21 protein-coding genes are annotated in these 23,089 nt (G+C 64.2%); 8 read left to right on the forward strand and 13 right to left on the reverse strand.

From position 1 onward, the window contains the following. Nucleotides 1-94: 94 nt before the first annotated feature. From HCN50_RS26350 to ubiE, 8 genes are all read right to left on the reverse strand, one after another. Nucleotides 95-817 (reverse strand): nucleotidyltransferase family protein, encoded by a 723-nt coding sequence (locus tag HCN50_RS26350; RefSeq protein ID WP_171712801.1) that lies wholly within the window; start codon nucleotides 815-817, stop codon nucleotides 95-97. A gap of 128 nt (nucleotides 818-945) precedes the next feature. Further along, nucleotides 946-1,266: a PilZ domain-containing protein gene (locus HCN50_RS26355; protein WP_171712802.1), complete on the reverse strand. Its 321-nt coding sequence runs from the start codon at nucleotides 1,264-1,266 to the stop codon at nucleotides 946-948. Between the two features lie 90 nt (nucleotides 1,267-1,356). After that, a complete protein-coding gene (tsaE, locus tag HCN50_RS26360) occupies nucleotides 1,357-2,877 on the reverse strand; it encodes a tRNA (adenosine(37)-N6)-threonylcarbamoyltransferase complex ATPase subunit type 1 TsaE (protein ID WP_171712803.1) in 1,521 nt (506 codons plus the stop codon). After that, on the reverse strand, nucleotides 2,874-5,390 hold the full coding sequence (locus HCN50_RS26365; RefSeq protein ID WP_171712804.1) for a PAS domain-containing sensor histidine kinase: 2,517 nt from the start codon (nucleotides 5,388-5,390) through the stop codon (nucleotides 2,874-2,876). The genes tsaE and HCN50_RS26365 overlap by 4 nt, the downstream gene beginning before the upstream one ends. Nucleotides 5,391-5,669: 279 nt before the next feature. Then, nucleotides 5,670-6,128, reverse strand: a complete 459-nt coding sequence (gene dut / locus HCN50_RS26370) for a dUTP diphosphatase (protein WP_171712805.1) — start codon at nucleotides 6,126-6,128, stop codon at nucleotides 5,670-5,672. Next, nucleotides 6,125-7,555 carry a bifunctional phosphopantothenoylcysteine decarboxylase/phosphopantothenate--cysteine ligase CoaBC gene (gene coaBC / locus HCN50_RS26375; RefSeq protein WP_210265101.1) on the reverse strand — a complete coding sequence of 477 codons (1,431 nt, stop codon included), beginning with the start codon at nucleotides 7,553-7,555 and terminating at the stop codon, nucleotides 6,125-6,127. The genes dut and coaBC overlap by 4 nt, the downstream gene beginning before the upstream one ends. 57 nt (nucleotides 7,556-7,612) lie before the next feature. Next, a complete protein-coding gene (gene ubiB / locus HCN50_RS26380) occupies nucleotides 7,613-9,187 on the reverse strand; it encodes a 2-polyprenylphenol 6-hydroxylase (protein ID WP_171712892.1) in 1,575 nt (524 codons plus the stop codon). Next, nucleotides 9,184-9,948: a bifunctional demethylmenaquinone methyltransferase/2-methoxy-6-polyprenyl-1,4-benzoquinol methylase UbiE gene (ubiE, locus tag HCN50_RS26385; protein WP_171712806.1), complete on the reverse strand. Its 765-nt coding sequence runs from the start codon at nucleotides 9,946-9,948 to the stop codon at nucleotides 9,184-9,186. The genes ubiB and ubiE overlap by 4 nt, the downstream gene beginning before the upstream one ends. Nucleotides 9,949-10,027: 79 nt before the next feature. On the opposite strand from ubiE, the gene mutM reads away from it, so the two are divergent. Both mutM and HCN50_RS26395 read left to right on the forward strand, forming a co-directional pair. Further along, entirely contained in the window at nucleotides 10,028-10,909 is an 882-nt protein-coding gene (gene mutM / locus HCN50_RS26390; RefSeq protein ID WP_171712807.1) for a bifunctional DNA-formamidopyrimidine glycosylase/DNA-(apurinic or apyrimidinic site) lyase, read from the forward strand. Continuing rightward, a complete protein-coding gene (locus tag HCN50_RS26395; RefSeq protein ID WP_171712808.1) occupies nucleotides 10,897-11,463 on the forward strand; it encodes a GNAT family N-acetyltransferase in 567 nt (188 codons plus the stop codon). The genes mutM and HCN50_RS26395 overlap by 13 nt, the downstream gene beginning before the upstream one ends. Before the next feature lie 119 nt (nucleotides 11,464-11,582). On the opposite strand, the gene HCN50_RS26400 is transcribed toward HCN50_RS26395, so the two are convergent. Further along, nucleotides 11,583-12,353, reverse strand: a complete 771-nt coding sequence (locus tag HCN50_RS26400) for a nucleotide-binding protein (protein WP_171712809.1) — start codon at nucleotides 12,351-12,353, stop codon at nucleotides 11,583-11,585. A gap of 300 nt (nucleotides 12,354-12,653) precedes the next feature. Next, a complete protein-coding gene (locus HCN50_RS26405; RefSeq protein ID WP_171712810.1) occupies nucleotides 12,654-14,033 on the reverse strand; it encodes a serine protease in 1,380 nt (459 codons plus the stop codon). 267 nt (nucleotides 14,034-14,300) lie between these two features. Here HCN50_RS26405 and HCN50_RS26410 point away from each other — a divergent pair, with 267 nt between their 5' ends. Beyond that, nucleotides 14,301-15,104: a HesA/MoeB/ThiF family protein gene (locus HCN50_RS26410; protein WP_171712811.1), complete on the forward strand. Its 804-nt coding sequence runs from the start codon at nucleotides 14,301-14,303 to the stop codon at nucleotides 15,102-15,104. Nucleotides 15,105-15,113: 9 nt separating this feature from the next. Here HCN50_RS26410 and HCN50_RS26415 read toward each other — a convergent pair whose 3' ends face one another. Continuing rightward, nucleotides 15,114-16,121 (reverse strand): aldo/keto reductase, encoded by a 1,008-nt coding sequence (locus tag HCN50_RS26415; RefSeq protein ID WP_171712812.1) that lies wholly within the window; start codon nucleotides 16,119-16,121, stop codon nucleotides 15,114-15,116. Between the two features lie 119 nt (nucleotides 16,122-16,240). Here HCN50_RS26415 and HCN50_RS26420 point away from each other — a divergent pair, with 119 nt between their 5' ends. Then, nucleotides 16,241-17,161, forward strand: coding sequence for a LysR family transcriptional regulator (locus HCN50_RS26420; protein ID WP_171712813.1), 921 nt, complete (start codon nucleotides 16,241-16,243; stop codon nucleotides 17,159-17,161). A 49-nt stretch (nucleotides 17,162-17,210) separates the two neighbouring features. Here HCN50_RS26420 and HCN50_RS26425 read toward each other — a convergent pair whose 3' ends face one another. After that, on the reverse strand, nucleotides 17,211-18,212 hold the full coding sequence (locus HCN50_RS26425) for a 2-hydroxyacid dehydrogenase (protein ID WP_171712814.1): 1,002 nt from the start codon (nucleotides 18,210-18,212) through the stop codon (nucleotides 17,211-17,213). A gap of 336 nt (nucleotides 18,213-18,548) precedes the next feature. Here HCN50_RS26425 and HCN50_RS26430 point away from each other — a divergent pair, with 336 nt between their 5' ends. After that, entirely contained in the window at nucleotides 18,549-19,076 is a 528-nt protein-coding gene (locus HCN50_RS26430; protein WP_171712815.1) for an SH3 domain-containing protein, read from the forward strand. Between the two features lie 121 nt (nucleotides 19,077-19,197). Here HCN50_RS26430 and irrA read toward each other — a convergent pair whose 3' ends face one another. Beyond that, the gene (gene irrA, locus HCN50_RS26435; RefSeq protein WP_171712816.1) at nucleotides 19,198-19,689 is read right to left on the reverse strand and encodes an iron response transcriptional regulator IrrA; all 492 of its coding nucleotides are present in this window, start codon (nucleotides 19,687-19,689) and stop codon (nucleotides 19,198-19,200) included. 338 nt (nucleotides 19,690-20,027) lie between these two features. Here irrA and fabA point away from each other — a divergent pair, with 338 nt between their 5' ends. From fabA to fabV, 3 genes are read left to right on the forward strand one after another with little or no spacing between them, the layout of a single operon-like run. Continuing rightward, a complete protein-coding gene (fabA, locus tag HCN50_RS26440; protein ID WP_171712817.1) occupies nucleotides 20,028-20,552 on the forward strand; it encodes a 3-hydroxyacyl-[acyl-carrier-protein] dehydratase FabA in 525 nt (174 codons plus the stop codon). A 59-nt stretch (nucleotides 20,553-20,611) separates the two neighbouring features. Beyond that, entirely contained in the window at nucleotides 20,612-21,835 is a 1,224-nt protein-coding gene (fabB, locus tag HCN50_RS26445) for a beta-ketoacyl-ACP synthase I (protein ID WP_171712818.1), read from the forward strand. A 24-nt stretch (nucleotides 21,836-21,859) separates the two neighbouring features. Beyond that, entirely contained in the window at nucleotides 21,860-23,032 is a 1,173-nt protein-coding gene (fabV, locus tag HCN50_RS26450; RefSeq protein WP_171712819.1) for an enoyl-ACP reductase FabV, read from the forward strand. The last annotated feature ends 57 nt before the right edge of the window (nucleotides 23,033-23,089 follow it).

The following is a 23,089-nucleotide window of genomic DNA, read 5'->3' on the forward strand; positions in this document are numbered from 1 at the left end:
GAGAGGCCGCAGCGTATTGGATGCCCCGCCGGAGCCTGTCATCGGGCGGCCGTTCGGCCGACCCGGTGGCGGGGCATGACAGCCGTGGGCGGGCCTACGCCACGCTTTCCAGAAACGCCTCTTCCGCCGCCTGCACCGCGTCGGGGGTTCCAACGTGCATCCAGACGCCGTCGAGCCTGAGGCCGAACAATCGCTCCTGATCGTTGGCGCGGTCGAACATCTTGGTCAGCGAGAAATCGCCGGTCGGTGCGTCGGCAAACAGCGCTGGCGACATGATCGCGGCACCCGCATAGACGAACGGCACCACCTGATGCTCTCGCCGCTTGCGCAATGCGCCGTCGGGCAGCATGGCGTAGTCGCCGCGACCGGCATAGCCGATGCTGCTGGTGGTCGGCGCCATCAGGAGCAGGATGTCCATTCGCGCGGGATCGAAGGTTTCGGCGAGCCGCATCAAGTTAGATCGCACGCCGTCGATCCACATCGTGTCGGCGTTGACGTGAAAGAACGGCTCCTTGCCGAGCAGAGGCAGCGCCTTCACCACCGCGCCGCCGGTGCCGAGCACCACGTCGCGTTCGTCGGAAATGATGACGCGGGGCCGGCTGCGGCTCGCGGTATGCTGGATGATCTGGTCGGGCAGGTAATGCACGTTCACCACAGCCTCGCTGACGCCGGCGCCGGCGAGCTTGTCCAGCACGTGATCGAGCAATGGCTGGCCCGCGACGCGCACCAATGGCTTCGGCATGTGGTCGGTCAACGGGCGCATGCGCAAGCCGAGACCGGCGGCAAGGACCATGGCTTTGGTGGGCGTAACGGACATCTCTGGAATTTCTCGAACCATCCAAAATCGCGCCGCGGATCATACCACGGCGATTCGTCTATTGCAGTGACCGAGAGGCCATAGTTGGCGCATATGACGGCGGTACGACAGCCGTTGGCGCTCGAACATCAGGCGTCGGCGTCCTCCCCGCGCTTGGCCGCCTTCTTCTTCTTGTCGCCCTGCTTCAGGAAGTTGACGCCGATCTGGTCGCCATTGACCCAGGCCAGCTCGCAGCGCCGATAGGCCAGCCCCGTGGACGACAGCAGCAGGAAGAATTCCTTCAGATGCAGGCCCTCGACCGAGCCTTCAACCGTCAGTTTGGCGCCGGTTTCGGAGACGTCTTCCATCACGCAGTCACGCCGCCAGGTGCCATCGATCCCCATCATGTGCGCGGCAAAGCCGCGCTCGAATACGACTCGATCTCCCCTGCGCCGTTCCGCGCCCGCCATGGCCGTCTTCCCAGTTCAAGTTGGCTGCGCCACGCCGGCACGGCATGGCCGGTTTCCAGATTAGATGCGGGGTGGCTAACAGGAGGTAAATCAGGCAATTGGCGGCGGCACGTTGGCGGCATACCATTCGCGAAACGCCGCCAGCGCCGGATGCGCCAGCGAGCGGTTCAGGTAGGTCCAGATCCGCGGCTGGTGGCGCAGATATTGCGGCTTGCCGTCGCGCCCGTTGAGCCGGGCGAAGGTGCCGAGCAGGCGCGTATTCCGCTGCGCCGACATGATGGCATAGAGCTCGGCAAAGCCGGCCGGATCGAACTCAGCATCCGTCGCACGGCGCGCCTTGATGTAGCGGGTCAATAGCGTCAACTCGAGCTGCTCGGGAACGTCGAGCCGCGCATCCTGCAAGAGCGACACCAGATCGTAGGCCGCAGGGCCGAGCACGGCATCCTGGAAGTCGATGATTCCGACGCGCAAGATCCCGGTGCGGTCGCCGAGCCAGATGATGTTGGGCGAATGAAAATCGCGCATCACCCAGGTTCGCGGCGCAGCCGCCGGCTTTTCCAGGAGCGTTCGCCACATCGCGACGAATTCGTCGCGCCGCGCCTGGCTGACTTCGGCGCCGCGGGCCGGCAGATACCATTCGAGCATCAGGCCGATCTCGACCAGCCATGCATCGATGTCGTAGACCGGAATTTGGTATGAGGCCTGCGGCGTGAGCGGCACGGTATCTGGCAGGAGTTTGCGATGCAGCTCCGCCAGCATGTCGGTCGCCGCCTCGTAGCGCTCGGCGATCGGCCGCGGCGGGTCGCCTTCGATGACGCCGGCGTTGCCGAAATCCTCGGTGATCAGGAAGCCGGAATCGAGATCGGAATGACGGATGGCCGGCGCCGAGAAACCGTGCGCGCGCAGGCCGTTGTCGATGGCGACGAACGGTTTGACATCCTCGGCGAGATGAACGGCCGCGCTGTAGGATTTTCCGTGATAGATCGGTGGTCCATCCGGACGGCGCGGTGAATTCATCAGGATCGACGTGCCGTCCTCGCGGATCAGCCGTGCATAGGAGCGCGTCGAGGCGTCGCCGGGCATGCGCTCGCGCGCGGCGTCCAGAAAACCGGCGTCGGCGAGAAATTTGCGCAACGTTTCCAATCGCGTTACCTGCGCGGCCGCCGTGCCGTAGCCGGTGATTTCGGCAGCGCGCGCGGCGGAGCCAAGCGCGGGGCGATGGCTCAAGGCGATGTTGATGCGATCTTCGGGCAGCGCATCGGGTGCGCGCTCCGGCCATTCGATCAGCGCCAGCGTGCCGTCGGGCAACGGCGACAACCCGATCTCCTCGAGCTCGCTCGCATCATTGATGCGGTAGAGATCGGCATGGAGAAGCGGAAACGGCAGCTCGTAGCTCTGCGCCAGCGTGAAGGTCGGGCTCGGCACTTCCAGCGCCGGATCGCCGGCGAGATAGCGGATCATCGCGCGCGCCGCCGCGGTCTTGCCCGCGCCGAGATCGCCCGAGAGCGTGATCACGTCGCCTGGACTGATCAGAAGCGCGAGATCGGCCATCAGATGCGCGGTCGCCGTCTCGTTCGCCAGCGCCACCGTAAATGTCACAGGCGCGGTCATTCGGCGGCGTTGCGATGCGCGTTCTGGTCGACGGGGAAGTCGCAGGTGACCGTCGTGCCCTTGCCGACCACCGAATCGACGCGCACCTTGCCGCCATGCAGCTCGACGAAGGAGCGCACCAATGAGAGGCCGAGGCCGGCGCCGCGGTGCCGCGAGCCGTGGGAGTGGCTTTCGAACCAGTCGAACACCTTGTCTTTCACCTCGGCCGGAATGCCGGGGCCGCAATCGCTGACGGTGAAGATCACGCGATGCTCGGTTCGCCGTGCGCTGATCGTGACCGCGGCATCGTGCGGCGAGAACCCGACGGCGTTGGCGAGCAGGTTATAGAGCACCTGCACTACCCGCCGCTCGTCGCCGGTGAAGTTGCCGATATTGGGATCGATGTCGATCTTGAGCTCGATGCGGTCTGTCGCCAGGCGGTCCTGAATGCCTTCGGCGGCGGCCTGGATGGCCTTTTCAATGTTGACCGGACCGAGTTCGAGCTTCATGGCGCCGGCATCGATGGTGGCGAGATCGAGGATGTTGTTGGTGAGCGCCAGCAGCGCGTTGGTCGACTTGGTGACGTAGTCGAGATACTCGGCCTGCTTCGGCGTCAGCGGGCCGGTCGAGGGATCGCTGAGGAAATGCGCAAAGCCGATGATGGTGGTGAGGGGAGCGCGCAATTCGTATGAGACGTGGTGGACGAAATCCACCTTCATCTGGTCGGCTGCCTCCAGCGCCTCGTTGCGCTCGCGCAGCGCGCGCTCGACATTTTCGGTGTCGGTGATGTCCTGGAAGGTCAAGAGCGTCGCGCCGTCGGGCAACGGCATGGTCATGCAATCCAGCACGCTGCCGTCCTTGCGCTCGAGTTTGAGCGCGACCTGCGCCCGGTTCTCGATTCCCGTGATCGCCTCGCGCAGCGCCCGCCAGGTCAGCGCGTCGTCGAACAGCGGCTTGCACCACGCTTCCACGGTCTCGATGTGCGGCTGCTCCTTCAGCGATTCGGCCGAAAGCTTCCACATTCTGGCGAAGGCGGGGTTGAACAATTCCACCCGTCCGTTGCTGCCGAACACCGCGACGGCTTCTGCGAGATTGTCGAGCGTTTCATGCTGGACCCGGGTCAGCCGGTCGTAGCGGCGTGCGAGATCGAGGCTCTCGGTGACATTGTCGAACAGATAGGTGACGCCGCCTTCGAGGTTCGGCGTGGTGACGACGCTGACGGCGCGGCCGTCGGGCAGGAACCAGGTGTAGTTCTCCGGCTCGACGGCGCGATAGGCTTCGTGCAGCTTGGCCTTCCAGGCCCGGAAGTCGGGCTGTTCGGGCAATTTGCGCGCCGCGCGCAGCCGGTCGAGCACGCTGGAATCGTCGGGATTGGAATCGAGGAAGGCCTGATCGAGGCCCCATAGCCGCCGGTAGGACTCATTGTAGAAGGCGAGCCGCCGCTGGCCGTCGAATACTGCGACCCCCGAGGACAACTGGTCGAGGGTGCGGCGATGGGCTTCCGCCATCCGCTCCATGGCGTCGCGCAACTGGGTCGCCTCGCCGGCGTCGATGGCGATGCCGGCGCTGCCGCCGCTGAGCCTGAGGGCCTGAACGTCATAGATGCGCCGCTCGCCACCGACCACGATCGGCAACCGCGCGCTAAAGGTGGAATTGTCGTTCAGCACCCGGGCCATCTCGCCGCGCTGGTCGTGCTCGAGGAGTTCGAGGTTGCGATGAATCGCATCCGCGATGCTCTTGCCTTCGGTGGCGCGCACATAGGCCGTATTTGCGTAACGCAGATTGCCCTCGACGCTCTTGGCCCAGATCGGCCACGGCGCCGCGGCGGCGAAGTCGCGCAACAGTTCGGTCTCCTCCAAAAGCGTCCGGTAACGGAGATTGGACTCGGCGAGTTCACGGCGCAACCCGCCGAGTTCGCGAATCCGTACAATGGCTTGTCCTCCGATGGCGCGGCCCATCGCTTCGATGGCGCGGCCATTCGAGGTGGAGAGATTGAGCAGGAAGCCCTCGCCGGCCTCGCGCAGCGCGTCGACCGCATGGTCCATCTGCAGCGCCGGTTCCGGCGGCAGCCAGGTTCCAAAGGCGAGGATGCGTTGCGGTGAGCTCGACAATGCGTCCTGCGAGATCAATAGCGAGGTGTCGCCGCTGATCTGAGGCCGGTTATCGCCGGCGGCCCACGCGATCAGGATCTGGGGCTCGGCGAACAGCAGCGCACGCAGCCGGTCGGCCTGCACCTGCAGGTCGGCGATATCCGAGCGTAGGCTGAGTTCCGTCCGGGAGGCCCGAATACGGGTCCGCATCAGCAGGATCGCGGCCACGACGGTAAAGCCGAGCAGGGAAAGCGCCGTCATTAGCGCCGCGAATTCCTGCTGATTGAGGTCGAACAGGGTCGAAAGCGTCTGGGCGATGATCGAATCAGTGGCCAATGCGGGTTCCGGCCAAGCGGACAGGGTGGCGAGCGCGATCATGCCGTGGCGCGCCAGTGAGGTGCACGACAGCAGGGTTCGACGCATCGCAGCGACTACGCCCGACATTATTTGCCCCAAAACGCACGACTGCAGGCCCGGCACTACCCCCATCGCATAATCCCGCCAAAATGTGAGCGGTTTGGCGTTGAGATTGTGCGCCGACTAATGGATTGAGCGCGCCCGGGCGCAAAATCGGACCCCACTTTTGCTGGCCGCGCTCTACACGAATCGACCGAGAGTATCCCCAAAGGAGACTCAGGGGGTAAGAGTCCAGATCGTGAACGTGAATCGGGCTGTGAACAAAATCGGCCAATCACCGATCTCAGCGGCGCTGATCAGCATAATTCAGCGTCCGGTCGAGCCGAAACCGCCGCTGCCGCGCTCGGTGGCAGACAGCACGGCGACCGGAACCAGCTCCCCCTGCACGACGGGCGCGATCACCATCTGCGCGATGCGTTCGCCGCGCTTGATCGGAAACGGCGCATCGCCATGGTTGATCAGGAGCACGTTGATCTCGCCGCGATAATCCGCGTCCACCGTGCCCGGCGAATTCAACACGGTGACGCCGTGTTTGGCCGCAAGCCCGGAACGCGGCCGCACCTGTGCCTCATAGCCTGAAGGGAGCGCGATTGTGAGCCCGGTCGGCACCATCGCGAATTTTCCGGCCTGCAGCATCAGTGGCGTATCCGCCGGCACCGCCGCGAGCAGGTCGAGGCCGGCGGCGTCGGAGCTCTGATAGGCCGGTAGCTCCAAGCCTGCGCCATGCGGCAATTGGCAGACCTCCACCTTCACCCTCGTGCTCACGAATCATTCTCCACGGCTTTGGCAATCTTCGCGACCAGTTCGGCTGCAACCTGTTCCTTGGTCATGACAGGCCAGGAATCAACCTCGATATCCGCACCATTGCGCGTCAGCAGGTGGACGGTGTTGCGATCGCCACCCATCACGCCGGTCGAAGGCGAGACGTCGTTGGCGACGATCCAGTCGCAGCCCTTGCGCGCGATCTTGGCCTTGGCGTTGTCGATCAGATGCTCGGTCTCGGCGGCAAAGCCGATTACCAGCGGCGGTCGCTTATCCTCCAGCTTCGAGATGGTTGCGAGAATGTCGGGGTTTTCGACGAGTTGCAGTGGCGGCATGCCGGCCGGCGTCTTTTTCAGTTTCTGCTCGCCTTCGTTGGCCACTCGCCAATCGGCGACGGCGGCTGCGAAGATCGCAATATCGGCCGGCAAAGCGGCCTGCACCCGATGCAGCATATCGCGCGCCGATTCCACTCGGATCACCGTGACGCCCGGGGGATCGCGCAATTCGACCGGGCCGGAGACCAGCGTGACGTCGGCGCCTGCGGCTTGCGCTGCGGCGGCGATGGCAAAACCCTGCTTGCCGGAAGAGCGGTTGGCGATATAGCGCACCGGATCGATCGCCTCATGTGTCGGGCCTGCCGTGATCAGCACGCGCTTGCCCGCGAGCGGACGCGGTCGCGGTGGGCGCAGGATATCGACGGCGGCGGCGGCGATTTCGGCCGCCTCCGACATCCGCCCGACGCCGGCCTCATTGGATTCAGCCATTTCGCCGGCGTTCGGGCCGATCATGTGGATGCCGTCGCGACGCAACTGCATCACGTTGCGGCGGGTGGCGGCATTGTTCCACATCAGCGGGTTCATCGCAGGCGCCAGCAGGATCGGCCGGTTGGCCGCAAGCAGGATTGCGCTGGCGAGATCGTCGGCATGGCCGTGCGCCATCTTCGCCATCAGGTCGGCGGTTGCCGGCGCCACCACGATCAGATCGCATTCGCGCGCCAGCCGGATATGGCCGGCATCGAATTCGCTGCCGGGGTCGAACAGGTCGGTATAGACGCGCTCATGCGACAGCGCGCTGGCGGAAAGCGGCGTGACGAATTGCTGCGCGGCCCTGGTCAGCACGCAGCGGACGTCGATGTGTCGCTCCTTCAGCCGCCGGATCAGTTCCAGCGCCTTGAAGGCGGCGATGCCGCCGCCGATGATCAGGGTGACGCTGGGCTGGCCAACGGAGGGACCGGTGCGTTCGACTGCCGGGCTCTCAGTCGGCGCGGGTGACGGAGGCGGCAGCGAAGAGGCCGGCGCCGGGCTGCCCTCGCAATATTCGCGCAGGATCACCCGGACTTCCTCCTCCACCGAGCGGCCGTTCTTCGCCGAGCGCAGTCGCAGGTAGGACTTGATGCCGTCGTCGAGCTTTCGGATGGTCAGGCTGGCCATGGATCGCCTCCAGCATGGATTGCTAGCATTGCTATCGGATTGATGCTGTCACTGCAATCACAATTGGCGGATAGCGATCAGAATTCCGATAAAGGTTGCCGCGATGATCCAGAGCGCCACCGTTCGCCAGCGGCTCTTGCGACCCTCGGCGCGGCCTAGCGCCGCGATCGTCTCCGGTGACAGCGTCAGGCCTTCCCGGGTCATCTTCTCCATGTGCTCGATCACGGCAACCGCCCGCGAGGCGATCGCCGGCACGCCCGTCATCACGCGGCCGAGCTCGCCCGCGCCGGACATTGCGCCCTCAATCCGCCCGAGCGGGCCAAGGTTGCGCTCGATCCATTCGCGGACGACGGGATCGGCGACCTTCCAGATATCCAGTTTCGGATCGAAGCCTCGCGCGACCCCCTCGACCACCACCATGGTCTTTTGCAGCAGGATCAGTTCCGGCCGGGTCTGCATGTCGAACAGCCCGGTAACCTCGAGCAGCAGGGTCAACAGCTTCGCCATCGAGATTTCTTCGGCGGTGCGATTGTGGATCGGTTCGCCGATGGCACGGATGGCTTGCGCGAAATTCTCGACCGAGTGATGGCCCGGCACGTAACCCGCCTCAAAATGCACCTCGGCGACGCGACGGTAGTCGCGCGTGATGAAGCCCAGCAGAATCTCCGCAAGGAAACGCCGTTCCTTCAGGCCAAGCCGGCCCATGATACCGAAATCGACGGCGACCAGGCGGCCGGAATCGTCGAGAAACAGATTGCCGGGATGCATGTCGGCATGAAAGAAGCCGTCACGCAGCGCATGGCGCAGGAAGCTCTGGATCACCTTGCGGCCGAGGTCGGGCAGGTCGACCTGCGCGGCGGCGAGGCGCGCGTGATCGTTGAGCGCGATGCCGTCGATCCATTCCATTGTCAGCACGTTGTGGGTGGTGCGGTCCCAGTCGACGACCGGCACGCGGAAATCCGGATCGTCGCGCGTGTTCTCCGCCATCTCGGATAGGGCGGCAGCCTCGAGCCGCAGGTCCATCTCCATCGCGACCGAGCGCGACATCGTGTTGATGACCTCGATCAGCCGCAGCCGCCGCGCCTCGGCAGAATGCGCTTCCGCGTTGCGCGCGACAAAGAAGAAATCGGAGAGATCGCGACGGAAGCGCGATGCGACATTGGGCCGGAGCACCTTGACGGCGACCGGCTGGCGCACGCCGTTGCGCTCGACCTCGCCGCGATGGACCTGGGCAATGGAAGCGGCGGCGACCGGCGGGCCCAAACTGACAAAGGCCTGCGCCAGCGGGCGCTCCAGCGAGGCTGCGATCACGGCCTCGGCTTCGCCCTGCGAAAACGGCGGCAGGCGGTCCTGCAGGCTTTCCAGATCGCGCGCCATGGCGACACCGACCACGTCGGGCCGGGTCGCCAGAAACTGCCCGAGCTTGAGATAGGCGGGTCCGAGCCGCGTCAGTGCGCGCGACAGCCGCGGGCCGGCCTTGGCGCCGGGCCGTTCGATCAGCCGCGCCAGGCGCAGCGCGAGCTGCCCGGGCGGCGGCACCAGGCCCGGATCGACCACGCCGAACACGCCCTCGCGCGCGAACACGTAAGCGGCGCGGACGAGCCGCGCGATGTGGGTCGCTGCAGAAATCACAAACGCCAGCCCGAATGCAACGCCACGATGCCGCCGGAGAGGCTCTGCCATTTCACCCGCGAAAAGCCGGCGCCACGGATCATCTCGGCGAATATATTGGGCCGCGGGAATTTCCGAATCGATTCGACGAGATACCGATAGGATTCCGCATCGCCCGTCACGGCGCGGCCGAGGGGCGGGATCACCCTGAACGAGAACTGATCGTACAGCCAGTCCAGTCCGGGAACATCGACGGTGGAGAATTCCAGGCAGAGGAAGCGGCTGCCCGGCCGCAGCACGCGATAGGCCTCGCGCAATGCGGCGTCGATCCGCGGCACGTTGCGGATGCCGAATGCGATGGTGTAGCCATCGAAAGAACGGTCCGGAAACGCCAGTGCTTCGGCATTGCCCTCGACAAACGACACCTGATGGTCGAGATGCCGCGCCAGCGCGCGATTGCGGCCAATTTCGAGCATATCGCTGTTGATGTCGCAGACGGTGGCTTGGAAGCCCATGCCTGCCGCCTCGGCCGCACGGAAGGCGATGTCGCCAGTGCCGCCGGCGACATCGAGCAGCGCAAACGGGGCGTCGTTTTTCGGCGGATTGAGCGCCGTGATCATGACGTCCTTCCAGGCCCGGTGCAGGCCCGCCGACATCAGATCGTTCATCAGGTCGTAACGGGACGCCACGCTGTGAAACACGTCGTTCACCAGCGTCTGCTTGTCGCTTAGGGGTATGTCCCTGAAGCCAAAATGGGTGGTTTGATCCGGCTGCCGAACCATTAGATGTACTCCACTACCGGACCATAGCGCGCCCGTCGCAATGGCGCTATCACGTCACCCCCATAAGGTGAATGCCTGTATGCCTGAATTGCCCGAAGTCGAAACCGTCCGCCGCGGCCTGCAGCCGGCCATGGAGGGGTCGAAAATCCTCAAAGCGGAAGCCCGGCGCAAGGATCTGCGGTTTCCCTTTCAAAAGGACTTTATCGCGCGGCTGGAAGGCCAGACCGTGACCGGTCTCGGCCGCCGCGCCAAATACCTGATGGCGGACCTCGGCTCCGGTGACGTGCTCCTGATGCATCTGGGCATGTCCGGCTCGTTCCGGGTGCTCGAAGGCGGCAATAACAACACGCCCGGCCAATTTCACCATCCGCGCAGCGAGGACCGCGCGCACGACCACGTGGTGTTTCACATGTCATCGGGCGCGGCGATCGTGTTCAACGATCCGCGCCGCTTTGGTTACATGAAGGTCATCGCCCGCGACGTGCTGGAGGATGAGCCGCTTCTGAAGGACCTCGGCCCGGAGCCGCTCGGCAACGAATTCGACGCCGCGATGCTGGCGCGATCGTGCTTCAACAAGAAGACCAGCCTGAAGGCCGCGCTGCTCGACCAGCGCGTGGTGGCCGGCCTCGGCAACATCTATGTCTGCGAGGCGTTGTACCGGTCGCATCTGTCGCCGCGCCGGCTGGCGGCGACGCTGTCGACGAAGAATGGCGAGCCGACCGACCATGCCGGGCGGCTGGTCGATGCGATCCACGCAGTGCTTAATCAGGCGATCAAGGCCGGCGGCTCCTCGATCAGCGACCATCGCCTGACCTCGGGCGAGCTCGGCTACTTCCAGCACTCCTTTCAGGTCTACGATCGCGAGGGCGAGAAGTGCCAGAAAAGGGGCTGCGGCGGCGTCGTGCGGCGCTTCGTGCAGAATGGCCGCTCGACCTTCTGGTGTCCGAAATGTCAGAAATAACCAGCACCCCGACACTCGAAACGAGGCGACTGATCCTGAGGCCGCTTGCGCTGTCTGACGCGCCGGCGATCCAACGCCATTTCAACAACTGGAACATTATCCAGCATCTCGCGTCGGCTGTCCCCTGGCCATATCCGGAGGATGGCGCGGAGACGTTCATCCGGAGGGAGCTGGAGAGGGTCGCCGCGGGGGAAGAGATCTATAATTGGATGTTGGTCCTGCGCGGCGGTGATGGCGAGGCGATCGGGAATATTCGCCTGCGCCCGTGGGTAGAGGATCCGAACGGCAACCGCGGATTTTGGCTCGCGGAGCGCTACTGGAATCAGGGCCTGATGACCGAGGCCGTCTCGGCAGTGAACGATTTTGCCTTCCGCGTCCTGGGCGTCGAGGTTTTCTACGCCTGCAATGCGGCGACCAACGTGGCGTCCCGCCGGGTCAAGCAAAAGACAGGCGCCGAATTGGTTGGCTACCTCGAGCTATCCCATCACAACGGTCAGACGCTGGCAGAACGGTGGCGTATGACGCGGGAGAATTGGCTGCGCCGGCACACGTAGGCCATCCGGTCGGCGCGAAGCGCCGCCGGATGACAGGCTCCGCGAAGCAATCCAGCGGAGCTGGCGGCTGGATTGCTTCTGGTTCGCCTCGCGCAATGACGCTGCGCGAAGCGGGAATGTCAGGTTCGAGCCGGTGCTCTCAGGAAGAAAGCGCTGTCGTTCTGGATGGACGGGAGCGCAGCCATGACGGGGAGAATGGTGGGCTTTTCGACGAACGCCTCGATGATCGGCTCGTCGATGGCTATCGCCATGTTGCCCAAACGGGCTTCGACCCACTGCCAGAGATCGCGGATTTCCTCGGCGGATTTGCTGCCTGGGGCGTATTCGCAGACCGCAAGACCGGCACTCAGCGCGTCCTGGTGATCGTTGCGCATCATGATGATGGGTCGGGCAACGATATCGTCGATGTCGAGCGCGGCCTCGTTACTCAGCGCGTTCTCCGCGCCGGCGAGGCGCGCTGCGCCGCGGATCGGGGCCTGATTCAGGACATAGGCAAACGGCTTGTGCCAGGCCCTGATGACGCTGAGCGTCGCGGCAGTCGCCTCGATATCGGCGATGCTCGGGCGCGTCGGGATCAGGCAGAAGTCGGCATAGCGAATGGCTGAATTGGTCGCGGCGGTGATGCCGCCGGCGGTGTCCACGATCGCTACCGTCACGCCCTCACGGCCAAGCGATTGCAGGCGTTGTTCGACCTCCCTGGCGGCGTAGATCGGCTCGACGACCGGCGCGGCATACGGGCGGCGGCGCTTCCAGTTCGAAAGGGTGCCCTGCGTATCAGTCTCGATCACGCGGACATTGTGTCCGGCCCGGATGGCGGCAAGCGCAAGGCTGATGGCGAGCGTGCTCTTGCCGGAGCCTCCCTTCTGGGTGGCCAATACGATCGTCTGCATTTCAGATCCTCTGGATGGCTTTCAGGCATTTTGGTTACGGCACACGAGCTGCGCCGCATTCTGCGACGCCGAGTTACGCGCTCGTCCAGACGTGCCCAGCCCGATCCAAGGTCAGGGGATCGCGGTAGTCCGAATCAGTCAGCTTGCAATGATGCCCGATTATGGAATTGCGGTCATCCGGGCAAATACTGCCGGGCGGCGCAATTGTGCCGATGAAAAACGACAACTTGCTGGTGCAGCTTACGTCCGGGCTATGCGGAGCAGCGCTGACGCGGTGCGCCGCGTCCGGGACACGAGTTGTTATTTTCGTACGCAGATCACGCGAACGACTGATGCCTTTGCGTCCGTCGATCCCCCGGCCGCGTTGACGCCATTCGCCTTGAGGAAACCGCGCGACGTGTCGGCGCTCACCAGCACCGCCTGCGCCGCGGGCGCATCGTTCGCCGGACCGGCGAGTTGAACCGGCTTTAGCAATGCGATGCCGGCAAACCTGCCGTCGCCATCTTGCGCGACGGCGCCGGAAAAACCGAGCGTGGGCGCGGGCGTCAGCGCGATGTCGCTGCTGCCGCCAAGCTGGGTCACGGAGGCCTTGACGCTGGTCACGGCGCCGCCGCCGCCTTGAACTTGCGGGTCGGCAATGCCCGTGACGTCGAGCGCCGTCTTCGTGGCGGCTTTGGCGAGGTCGAGCGCTTTCAGTCCGCGCGCGCCATAGATGCGCAATAGCGCGAGATCGTGCGGCTTGTCCTCCGCGACGCGATCGGCATTGCCAAAGCCCGGGATCGCGACCGTGAGGCAGCCGTCGGTGATCTGGCGGTCGGTCAGGATAGCGCCATCGTCGCTGACGACGACGCCGGTGCCGTATTCGACGGTCTTGCGCGGAGGCGGGCCCGCCGTTTGCGCCGCGGCCGGAAACGCGGTGAATGCGCTCGACATCGCGATCACGACCGGTTCCACGGTATTCTCGGTCGCCTGGTCGTACATGATCGTGAGAATGCGGACCTCGTCACCCCTGAACGTGCCGCGGATGTAGAACTTCTTCAGGCCCTGCAGGCCGGACAGCACGAAGAAGTCCGGCTTGACGACGGTGTAGTCGACATTGCGTCCGGGCTCTTTCTTCTCGCGCTCGGCGAGTTTTGAAGTGGTGGGACCGGCCTCCTTGCGGCGTGCCAGTTGAATCTGGATCGTGCCGGTCGACGAGCTCCATTTGGTGCCGTTGGCGTCGCTGGCTTGCTGCGGCACCAGCTTGGCGGGAATGCCGAGCCGCGCCCCGGTGCCGGGATCGGTGACGATCTTCCAGCCAACGCTCTCCTGCTTCTTCCTGGCGGTCTCCGCAAGGGCGCCGCGCTCCTGCGGATTGAGCACGCCGGTTGGCTTCGCGCCGCGCGACTTCTGGAATTCTTTGATCGCATTGACCATGCGCTCGCTGACGTCGCCGGTGATGGCGCCGTTGTATTGTCCGACCCAGGCAAGGTCCGACTGCAGCGCCAGCCGCTCCGCCTGCCCCAACGCCTTGGCCGTGTCCTCCGGCTTCTGCACCGCGGGACGGATCGGCACCGTCGTGACTTGTTTCGGCGTGGCACCCGCCGTAGATGGCGGCGTCATTTGCGCCTGCGCGGCCGTCCCGGCGATCACAAAAGCCGAGACCGCGATCATCGATGTTGCTGAAGGCACCAATCTCATGACAAAACCCGGCGGAATAAGGGGAGTGCGATCATTGACGCCCCGCCAATGAAGCACATCTGCTTAGTCGGCAACAACCGCGCCCCGGTTCAGCAGTTTCCCCTCATCCTGAGGAGCGGCGTCAGCCGCGTCTCGAAGGATGAAGGCCCGAGTGGAGCCGCATGGTTCTCCCGGCGATGCGAAGCATCGTCCGGTAGACGCGCGTTGCGCGCTCCTCACCAAGAGGGTCTGACGGTCGGTGTCGAGGCAGGAGAAAGTCGTGCGACCATGCTGACGGCTGACGAACTCGAACGCTACGCCCGCCATATCGTGCTGCGCGACGTCGGCGGCCCGGGCCAGGCCGCGCTGAAGGAGGCGTCCGTGCTGGTGATCGGCGCCGGCGGTCTCGGCGCGCCGGTCCTGATGTATCTCGCGGCCGCCGGCGTCGGCAGGCTCGGCGCGGTCGACGACGACATCGTCTCGCTGTCCAATCTGCAGCGCCAGATCATCCACACCACGCCTGATATCGGCCGGCTAAAGGTCGACAGCGCCGCGGAGACGGTTCGCTCGCTCAACCCCCATGTCGCGTTCGAGGCGCATGCGGTTCGCCTCAATGCCAGGAACGCGATATCGCTGATCAGTGACTACGATCTCGTGCTCGACGGCTCAGATAATTTCGAGACCCGCTATCTGGTTTCCGATGCCTGCTTCTTTGCCGGCAAGCCGCTGATCACGGCGGCTTTGGGTCAGTTCGACGGGTCGTTGACCACGATCCGGGCGCATGAACGGGATGCCGATGGCCACTACAATCCAACCTATCGTTGCCTGTTTCCCGAACCGCCGCCGCCCGGCACCGTGCCGGCCTGCGCCGAGGCCGGCGTGATGGGCGCGCTGGCGGGCATGCTGGGATCGATGATGGCGCTGGAAGCCATTCGGGAAGTCGTCGGCTTCGGCGAAAGCCTGGTCGGACGGCTGGTGATGGTGGATGCGCGCGCGATGCGCTTCGAAACCCTGCGCTACACGCGCGATCCGCAAAATCCGCTCAATGGCGACACGCCCATCATTGTCGATTTGAGCGGACACGCGGCATAGCCTGCCGAGCTACTCACGCGCGACGCGCTTCTCGCTGTCCATGTGCGCGAGCTGGGCTTCGGGATAACGGGCGCCGGCGGCCACGCCGGGCGGAAACGCCTCGGCCAGTGCGGCCAAGTGGGCCGGTGTCAGCTTGACGTCGAGTGCACCAAGCGCTTCGGCGAGACGATCGCGGCGGCGGGCGCCGACCAGCGGCACGATATCGCTGCCCTGCGCGGCGACCCAGGCGATGGCGACCTGCGCCGGCGAAGCGCCGACGCCACCGGCAATTCGCCGCAACGAGTCGGCCAGCATCAGGTTGGCGTCGAGATTGGAGCCCTGAAAGCGCGGGCTCATGGTGCGAAAATCCTGCGCGCCGGACCGATCCTTGCTCCAGTGGCCGCTGATCAGGCCACGCGCCAATACGCCATAGGCCGTGATGCCGATGCCCAGTTCCCGGCAAGTCTTCAGGATATCCTCCTCGATGCCGCGTGCGAGCAGCGAATACTCGATCTGGAGATCGACGATCGGATGCACGGCATGCGCACGGCGAATGGTGTCGGAGCCCACTTCGGAAAGCCCGACATGTCGGATCCAGCCGGCTTTCACCATGTCGGCCATCGCACCGATGGTTTCTTCGATCGGCACATTGGGATCGAGCCGTGCGGGACGATAGATGTCGATCGCGTCGACGCCGAGCCGCTGCAGCGAATAGGCGAGGAAATTCTTGATCGCCGCCGGGCGGCTGTCATAGCCGGACCAATTCCTCGCGGGATCGCGCAGCGCGCCGAATTTCACGCTGATCTGCAGATTGTCGCGATTGCGCGACGTGAGCGCCTCGCGGATCAGCATCTCGTTGTGGCCCATGCCGTAGAAATCGCCGGTGTCGAGCAGGGTGATGCCGGCGTCGAGCGCAGCATGAATGGTGGCGATGCTCTCGCTGCGGTCGGCCGGGCCGTAAAAATCCGACATGCCCATGCAGCCGAGGCCAATGACGGAGACGGTTGGACCGGTCGTGCCGAGATTGCGCTTTTCCATGATGATTCTCCTCGTGTCGGTGGCGGCTATGCGCGCCGTGATGACGCGGCTGATATGGACCCTTGCGCGCGAACCGATAAGCTGGACAATTCGAAATAGCTTGTTCACTATATCGAACAATGAAGGATTTTGACCTCCGCGACCTCGATGCCTTCATCGCCGTGGCGCGCACGCGGAATTTCCGCCGTGCCGCGGTCGAGCAGGGCGTCTCCGTTTCGAGCCTCAGCCAGCGGCTGCGCGACATGGAGGAGCGGCTCGGGGTGCGGCTGATGAATCGCACCACGCGCAGCGTCGCGCTCACCGAAGCCGGCGAATTGCTCCTGGCGCGTGTCGGCCCGGCAATATCGGATGTCGGCGCGGCGCTGGATCAGGTGCGCGGCCTGCGGGCCGTGCCGTCGGGACGTCTGCGCATCAACGCGCCGCCGCCGGCGATCGACCTGGTGCTGGCGCCGATGGTGGCGCCGTTCCTTGCGAAGCATCCCAAAATCGAGCTGGAGATTGTCGGCGAGAGCTCGTTTGTCGACATCGTGGCCGGCGGTTTCGACGCCGGCGTGCGCTATGGCGAACATCTGGCGCAGGACATGATCGCGGTGCCGCTCGGGGCGCCGCAGCGCTACGCTGTGGTGGCCTCGCGCGAATATGTTGCGCAGCATGGACGGCCGAAACATCCCAAGGAGCTGCTCGAGCATTCCTGTATTCGCACCCGCTTCGGCAGCGGGGCGATGCTCGATTGGGAATTTGAAAAGGCTGGCCGTATCGTCAAGGTCGCGCCGCCGGCAAAACTGGTTGCGACTTATCTTGGGCTCGCGCTACGCGCCGTACATGACGGCGTCGGCTTCTGGCTGACATTCGAGGGGTACGTTCGCTACGGCATCAAATCAGGCGCGCTGGTCAGCGTGCTCGATGACTGGTGCGCGCCGTTTCCTGGTCCGTTTCTGTATTACCCGAGCCGGCGTCAGCCGCCGCCGGCGCTGGCCGCGTTGGTGACGTTTGTGGCGGATTGGCGGAAGCGGGAGCGGCGGAAGGGCAAGACGCCGTAGTTGTTACCCTGCCTCCAGGGAAGGGTAAGCGCAGGGCCAATCCGACGCCTCACAACATGCTCGGCAGCACGCGATCCGGCGGCTTGTGGTTGTCGAGGAAGGTTCTGATATTGATGATCACCTTCTCGCCCATCTCGACGCGGCCTTCGATCGTCGCCGAGCCCATATGCGGCAGCAGCGTCACCTTGCCGGCTTTGGCGAGCCGCACCAGCTTCGGGTTGACCGCGGGCTCGTGCTCGTAAACGTCGAGCCCGGCGCCGCCGACTTCACCGGCTTCGATCAGCTTGATCAGCGTATCCTCGTCGATCACGCCGCCGCGTGCGGTGTTGACGATATAGGCGTCCTTGCGGATCAGCTTCAGTCGCCGCGCCGACAACAGGTGATAGGTCGCCGGCGTATGCGGACAGTTCACCGAAATGATGTCCATCCGCGCCAGCATCTGGTCGAGGCTTTCCCAATAGGTCGCGCCGAGTTCCTCGGCGATAACGGGCGCCACGGGACGGCGGTTATGATAGTGGATCTGCAGGCCGAAGGCGCGCGCGCGGCGAGCCACAGCCTGGCCGATCCGGCCCATGCCGATGATGCCGAGGCGCTTGCCGCCGATGCGATGGCCCAGCATCCAGGTCGGCGACCAGCCGGGCCAGTTCTTGCCGTCGGGGAGGATCGTTGCGCCTTCGATCAGCCGCCGTGGCACCGCGAGGATCAGTGCCATGGTCATGTCGGCGGTGTCTTCGGTCAAAACCTTCGGCGTGTTGGTCACCGTGATGCCGCGCGCATGCGCCGCCGCGACGTCGATATTGTCGACGCCGTTACCGAAATTGGCGATCATGCGCAGCTTGCAGTCGGGATGCTTGAGCATCTCCTCACTGATCATGTCGGTGACGGTCGGCACCAGCACGTCGGCCGAGCGGCTGGCTTCGGCAATCTGCTGCGGCGTCATCGGCGTGTCGTCGAGATTCAACGTCGCGTCGAACAGCTCGCGCATCCGGGTCTCGATCGAGTCCGGTAGTTTACGAGTGACGACGACGAGAGGTTTTTTCTTAACCGACATGTCCTGCTCTCATGAGGGGACGGCCTGAGCGTGCCGTTCAGACCTCATTAACCCGGTTGTTCGACACTGCGTTGGCCACGCGGTCCCGGCTGTTTCGCTAGGTAAGTCCCTTGGGTTCCCCAATACTTGCCTTGGATTTTCGGCAGAAAATCCGGGCGTTCTGGTTCTTGGCGTTCCGTCCTCTCTATCAGATGGCCGGGCCAAGACAAGAACCCCTCGGAAATCGCAAGCCGGGTGCGGTCAAAGCGGGGCACAGGGTCTGGGGCTTTCGGGCGTTAGCGGGCGGTTTCAACTCGGAAGAACCCGGGTTGCGGATGCTCGGCGGGAGGTGAGTTGATGGCGTTGGGGCGTTTCTGTTCGGTGGCGGTGCTGGCGGCGTGCTGGTTTGTCGCTTCCGTCAGCACAGGGTTTTCGGCAAAGGATTCGGCCACCACTTCGAGCGGCCTGCCGGTGCCGCGATATGTCAGCCTCAAATCCGATCATGTGAATGTCCGGGCCGGTCCGACCAAGGACAATGACGTCGCCTGGGTCTATACCCGTCCGGGCCTGCCGGTCGAAATCACCGCCGAGTTCGAGAACTGGCGGCGCGTGCGCGATTCCGAAGGCGCCGAGGGGTGGGTCTATCATTCGCTCCTGTCCGGTCGCCGCACGGCGGTCGTCACCATGAAGAGCAAGGACGAGCTTGCCTCGCTCTATGATCGTCCCGATCCGACCAGCGCGGTTGCGGCCCGCCTGCAGGCCGGCGTCGTCGCCCAGGTCAAGAAATGCACCAACGGCTGGTGCCGCGTGGTCGGTAACGGCTTTGACGGCTGGATCGAGCAGCAGCGCCTGTGGGGCGTCTACGCCGACGAGAAGGTGGATTGAGACGCCGGATGCCAACCCGTCATTGCCGGGCTTGACCCGGCAATCCATCCACTCAGAAAAAGCGCTCTGTGAAGATCGATGGATACGCGGATCAAGCCCGCGTATGACAACTGTACTTGCCTCAGCGCTTCTTGCGCAGCCGCACGACCATGTCGATGCGGGAAATCTCGTAGCCCTCGGGCACGTCGGGCATCTTCGACAGCATCAGATGCGGATCGGGAATGTCGACCAGCTCGTGGTTGTTCTCGAGATAGAAGTGGTGGTGTGCAGTGACGTTGGTGTCGAAATAGGTCTTGGTGCCGTCGACCGAAACCTGGCGCAACAGGCCGGCATCGGTGAGCTGGTTGAGCGTGTTGTAAACGGTCGCCAGCGACACCGGGACCTTGGCCAGCGTCGCTTCCTCGTACAGCATTTCCGCGGTCAGATGGCGGGCGCCCTTGCCGAACAGCAGCCAGCCCAGAGCCATGCGCTGGCGGGTGGGCCGGAGGCCTGCGGCCTGCAGCATTTCGTTGACGTCATGCCAAGGGCAGCCGGTCAACGCCGGCTGATGTCCGGCGGCACGGGCGGCCGGATCGATACCGTCGTCGTTCACGGATGAGGCTTGGTCGTTCATGTCCACTTCGGGTACCACGCGCTAACTTGGGGCAATATTCTTGCCCAATATAAAAGGAAATCAGGTAGATGCAAGTTTTTCGCAACTAGAACAGGCCCAAGGTCAAGGGAGGAACCATTGTCCGGATGCGCTGATTTTGCTGTTTCCGGTGCTTTGCCGGGCCCGGATGCCTATGTTACAGAGCGCGCGGGCCACATATGCGATTTCGGCAGAGGCTAATGCCGATAGCACCCTAAGTAGCGCCGAATGCGGGAAACAAACGTTCTCCCGTAGGGGAAACGGGTCCGGTTCGCTCAGAAAGCGCTCCATCGGGACATCAAAGGTAAAGGCGGAAAGCGATGCTGGATCGGCGCAGCGGTTATGAATACGAGGATTTGCTCGCCTGCGCCCGCGGCGAGATGTTCGGCCCCGGCAATGCCCAACTGCCGCTGCCGCCGATGCTGATGTTTGACCGCATCACTGACATCAACGACAACGGCGGCGAGTTCGGCAAGGGCCTTATCCGCGCCGAACTCGATGTGAAGCCGGACCTGTGGTTTTTCGGCTGCCACTTCAAGAACGATCCGGTCATGCCGGGCTGTCTTGGGCTGGACGCGATGTGGCAGATGGTCGGGTTCTACCTTGGCTGGATCGGCGGCGAGGGACGCGGCCGGGCGCTGGGACTGGGCGAACTCAAGTTCTCCGGTCAGGTGCTGCCGAACGTCCGCAAGGTTGTGTACAACGTCGACATGAAGCGCGTGATGCGTTCAAAGCTGGTGCTGGGCGTTGGCGACGGCTGGCTTTCCATGGATGGCGAGATTATCTATCGCGCCAAGGATTTGAAGGTCGGGCTGTTCAAGCAGGGCTCCGCGCCGGGCGGCTAAGCAGCGCGACCAGCAACATATCTTCACACGAGAACTGAAACGGTTAAGGCGAGGCGATCATGAAGCGGGTTGTCATCACGGGGATGGGCATTGTCTCATCCATCGGAAACAACACCCAGGAAGTGCTTGCGAGCCTTCACGACGCGAAATCCGGCATCAAGCGCGCGGAGAAATATGCCGAGCTCGGCTTTCGTTCGCAGGTGCAGGGCGCCCCCACGCTCAATCCGGCCGAGGTGATCGATCGCCGCGCCATGCGGTTTCTGGCGGAGGGTGCAGCGTGGAATCACGTCGCAATGGAGCAGGCGATCCGCGATTCCGGACTCGAGGCCAACGAGGTCTCGAACGAGCGCACCGGCATCATCATGGGGTCGGGAGGACCATCGACGCGAACGCTGGTGGAAGCCGCCGATATCGCCCGCACCAAGGGCCCGAAGCGGGTCGGTCCGTTCGCCGTGCCCAAGGGCATGTCATCGACCGCATCCGCGACGCTTGCCACCTGGTTCAAAATCAAAGGCGTGAACTACTCGATCTCGTCAGCCTGCGCGACCTCAAACCATTGCATCGGCAACGCCTATGAGACGATCCAGATCGGCAAGCAGGACGTGATCTTCGCCGGCGGATGCGAGGAGCTTGACTGGACGCTGTCGGTTCTGTTCGACGCGATGGGGGCAATGTCCTCGAAATACAACGATACGCCCGCGACCGCCTCGCGTCCCTACGACATCAGCCGCGACGGCTTTGTGATCGCGGGCGGTGCCGGTGTTGTGGTGCTGGAAGAGCTCGAGCACGCCAAGGCGCGCGGCGCGCGCATCTACGGCGAAGTGGTCGGTTACGGCGCGACGTCGGACGGCTACGACATGGTCGCGCCGTCGGGTGAGGGCGCAGAGCGCTGCATGCGCATGGCGCTTTCGACCGTGAAGGGGCCGATCGACTACATCAACCCGCACGCGACCTCGACACCGGCCGGCGATCCGCCGGAGATCGAGGCGATCCGAAAAGTATTTGGCACCGGCGACAAATGCCCGCCGATCTCGGCGACCAAGGCGTTGACCGGGCACTCGCTCGGCGCGACCGGCGTGCAGGAGGCGATCTATTCGCTCCTGATGTTGAACAACAGCTTCATTTGCGAGAGCGCGCATATCACCGAACTTGATCCGATGTTCGCTGACATGCCGATCGTGCGCAAGCGCATCGACAACGCCAAGCTAAACACCGTGCTGTCGAACTCCTTCGGCTTCGGCGGCACCAACGCCACGCTGGTGTTCCAGCGGCTGGATGCGTGACTTTCGATCCGAAACGGAGTGGGCATGATTATTGAACCGCGCGTGCGAGGGTTCATCTGCACGACGGCGCATCCGGCCGGCTGCGCTAAAAACGTCCGCGAACAGATCGCTTATGTTCTACGCCAAGGGCCCATTCCCGATTGCCCCAAGCGCGTCGCCGTCTTGGGATGTTCGACGGGTTACGGCCTCGCGAGCCGCATTGTTGCGACGTTCGCCGGCGGAGCGGAAACCATCGGCGTGTCGTTGGAGCGCGAGCCTTCAGCCAGCAGGACGGGAAGCGCCGGCTGGTACAACAACCGCGCATTTGAAATCGAGGCGCAGAAGATCGGACGATCTCCCCTCACGCTGGAGGGCGACGCCTTTTCGGACGACATGAAGAAGACCTTCATCGATCGTGTGCGCGAACGTTTCGATCAACTGGACTTGCTTGTCTACAGCATGGCCGCACCGGTCCGGACAGACCCGGACACCGGCAAGACCTATCGCTCGGCGATCAAGCCGCTGGGTGCCCCTGTCGAAATCAAGACCCTTAACACCGAAACCGGCGAGGTCTTCGAGACAACCCTTGCGCCGGCGAGTGAGGATGAAGCGATCGCCACCGTCGCGGTGATGGGCGGCGATGACTGGAAGCGCTGGATCGACCAGCTCGCGGACGCCGGCATTTTGGCGCCGGGCTTCCGGACGCTCAACTATACGTATATCGGCAGCGAACTGACGTGGCCTATCTACTGGAGAGGCACTCTCGGGCGCGCCAAGGTCGATCTCGACCGCAAGGCGGAAGCGATCCGGAGCCGGCTCGGTCAGGACGCGGCGCGCGTGGTGGCGCTGAAGGCCGTGGTTACCCAGGCCAGTTCAGCCATCCCGGTGGTGCCGCTCTATGGGACGGTGCTGTTCAAGGTCATGAAGCAGCTCGGGCTCCACGAAGGATGCATCGAACAGATCGATCGCCTGTTCCGGACACGCCTTGGCCCGGCTGTCGAAGTCGACGAGGCGCAGCGCGTCAGGCTCGACGACTGGGAGCTTTCGCCTGAGGTTCAGGCGGAAGTGTCGCGACGCTGGCCTCTGCTGTCCACCGAAACGCTCGGCGAATTGGCCGATCTCGCAGAATACAGGAGCCAATTCCTTCGCCTGTTCGGCTTCGGCATCGACGGCGTCGACTACGCGCAGGACGTGGATCCGCGCGTCGTGCCGGCTTGAGGTTTTACAGCGTGGGCAAAGGCGCATGAGCGCCGTGCCCACCATCTATCGTCAGAT

This window comes from Bradyrhizobium archetypum (assembly GCF_013114835.1).
GTDB classification, from domain to species: Bacteria; Pseudomonadota; Alphaproteobacteria; order Rhizobiales; family Xanthobacteraceae; genus Bradyrhizobium; species Bradyrhizobium archetypum.

Excerpts from the sequence above, each read along its gene's own strand:
- HCN50_RS26350 (WP_171712801.1), bottom strand. The coding sequence starts at position 817 with ATGTCCGTTACGCCCACCAAAGCCATGGTCCTTGCCGCCGGTCTCGGC.
- HCN50_RS26355 (WP_171712802.1), bottom strand. The coding sequence starts at position 1,266 with ATGGCGGGCGCGGAACGGCGCAGGGGAGATCGAGTCGTATTCGAGCGC.
- tsaE (WP_171712803.1), bottom strand. The coding sequence starts at position 2,877 with ATGACCGCGCCTGTGACATTTACGGTGGCGCTGGCGAACGAGACGGCG.
- HCN50_RS26365 (WP_171712804.1), bottom strand. The coding sequence starts at position 5,390 with ATGTCGGGCGTAGTCGCTGCGATGCGTCGAACCCTGCTGTCGTGCACC.
- coaBC (WP_210265101.1), bottom strand. The coding sequence starts at position 7,555 with ATGGCCAGCCTGACCATCCGAAAGCTCGACGACGGCATCAAGTCCTAC.
- ubiE (WP_171712806.1), bottom strand. The coding sequence starts at position 9,948 with ATGGTTCGGCAGCCGGATCAAACCACCCATTTTGGCTTCAGGGACATA.
- mutM (WP_171712807.1), top strand. The coding sequence starts at position 10,028 with ATGCCTGAATTGCCCGAAGTCGAAACCGTCCGCCGCGGCCTGCAGCCG.
- HCN50_RS26395 (WP_171712808.1), top strand. The coding sequence starts at position 10,897 with ATGTCAGAAATAACCAGCACCCCGACACTCGAAACGAGGCGACTGATC.
- HCN50_RS26400 (WP_171712809.1), bottom strand. The coding sequence starts at position 12,353 with ATGCAGACGATCGTATTGGCCACCCAGAAGGGAGGCTCCGGCAAGAGC.
- HCN50_RS26405 (WP_171712810.1), bottom strand. The coding sequence starts at position 14,033 with ATGAGATTGGTGCCTTCAGCAACATCGATGATCGCGGTCTCGGCTTTT.
- HCN50_RS26410 (WP_171712811.1), top strand. The coding sequence starts at position 14,301 with ATGCTGACGGCTGACGAACTCGAACGCTACGCCCGCCATATCGTGCTG.
- HCN50_RS26415 (WP_171712812.1), bottom strand. The coding sequence starts at position 16,121 with ATGGAAAAGCGCAATCTCGGCACGACCGGTCCAACCGTCTCCGTCATT.
- HCN50_RS26420 (WP_171712813.1), top strand. The coding sequence starts at position 16,241 with ATGAAGGATTTTGACCTCCGCGACCTCGATGCCTTCATCGCCGTGGCG.
- HCN50_RS26425 (WP_171712814.1), bottom strand. The coding sequence starts at position 18,212 with ATGTCGGTTAAGAAAAAACCTCTCGTCGTCGTCACTCGTAAACTACCG.
- HCN50_RS26430 (WP_171712815.1), top strand. The coding sequence starts at position 18,549 with ATGGCGTTGGGGCGTTTCTGTTCGGTGGCGGTGCTGGCGGCGTGCTGG.
- irrA (WP_171712816.1), bottom strand. The coding sequence starts at position 19,689 with ATGAACGACCAAGCCTCATCCGTGAACGACGACGGTATCGATCCGGCC.
- fabA (WP_171712817.1), top strand. The coding sequence starts at position 20,028 with ATGCTGGATCGGCGCAGCGGTTATGAATACGAGGATTTGCTCGCCTGC.
- fabB (WP_171712818.1), top strand. The coding sequence starts at position 20,612 with ATGAAGCGGGTTGTCATCACGGGGATGGGCATTGTCTCATCCATCGGA.
- fabV (WP_171712819.1), top strand. The coding sequence starts at position 21,860 with ATGATTATTGAACCGCGCGTGCGAGGGTTCATCTGCACGACGGCGCAT.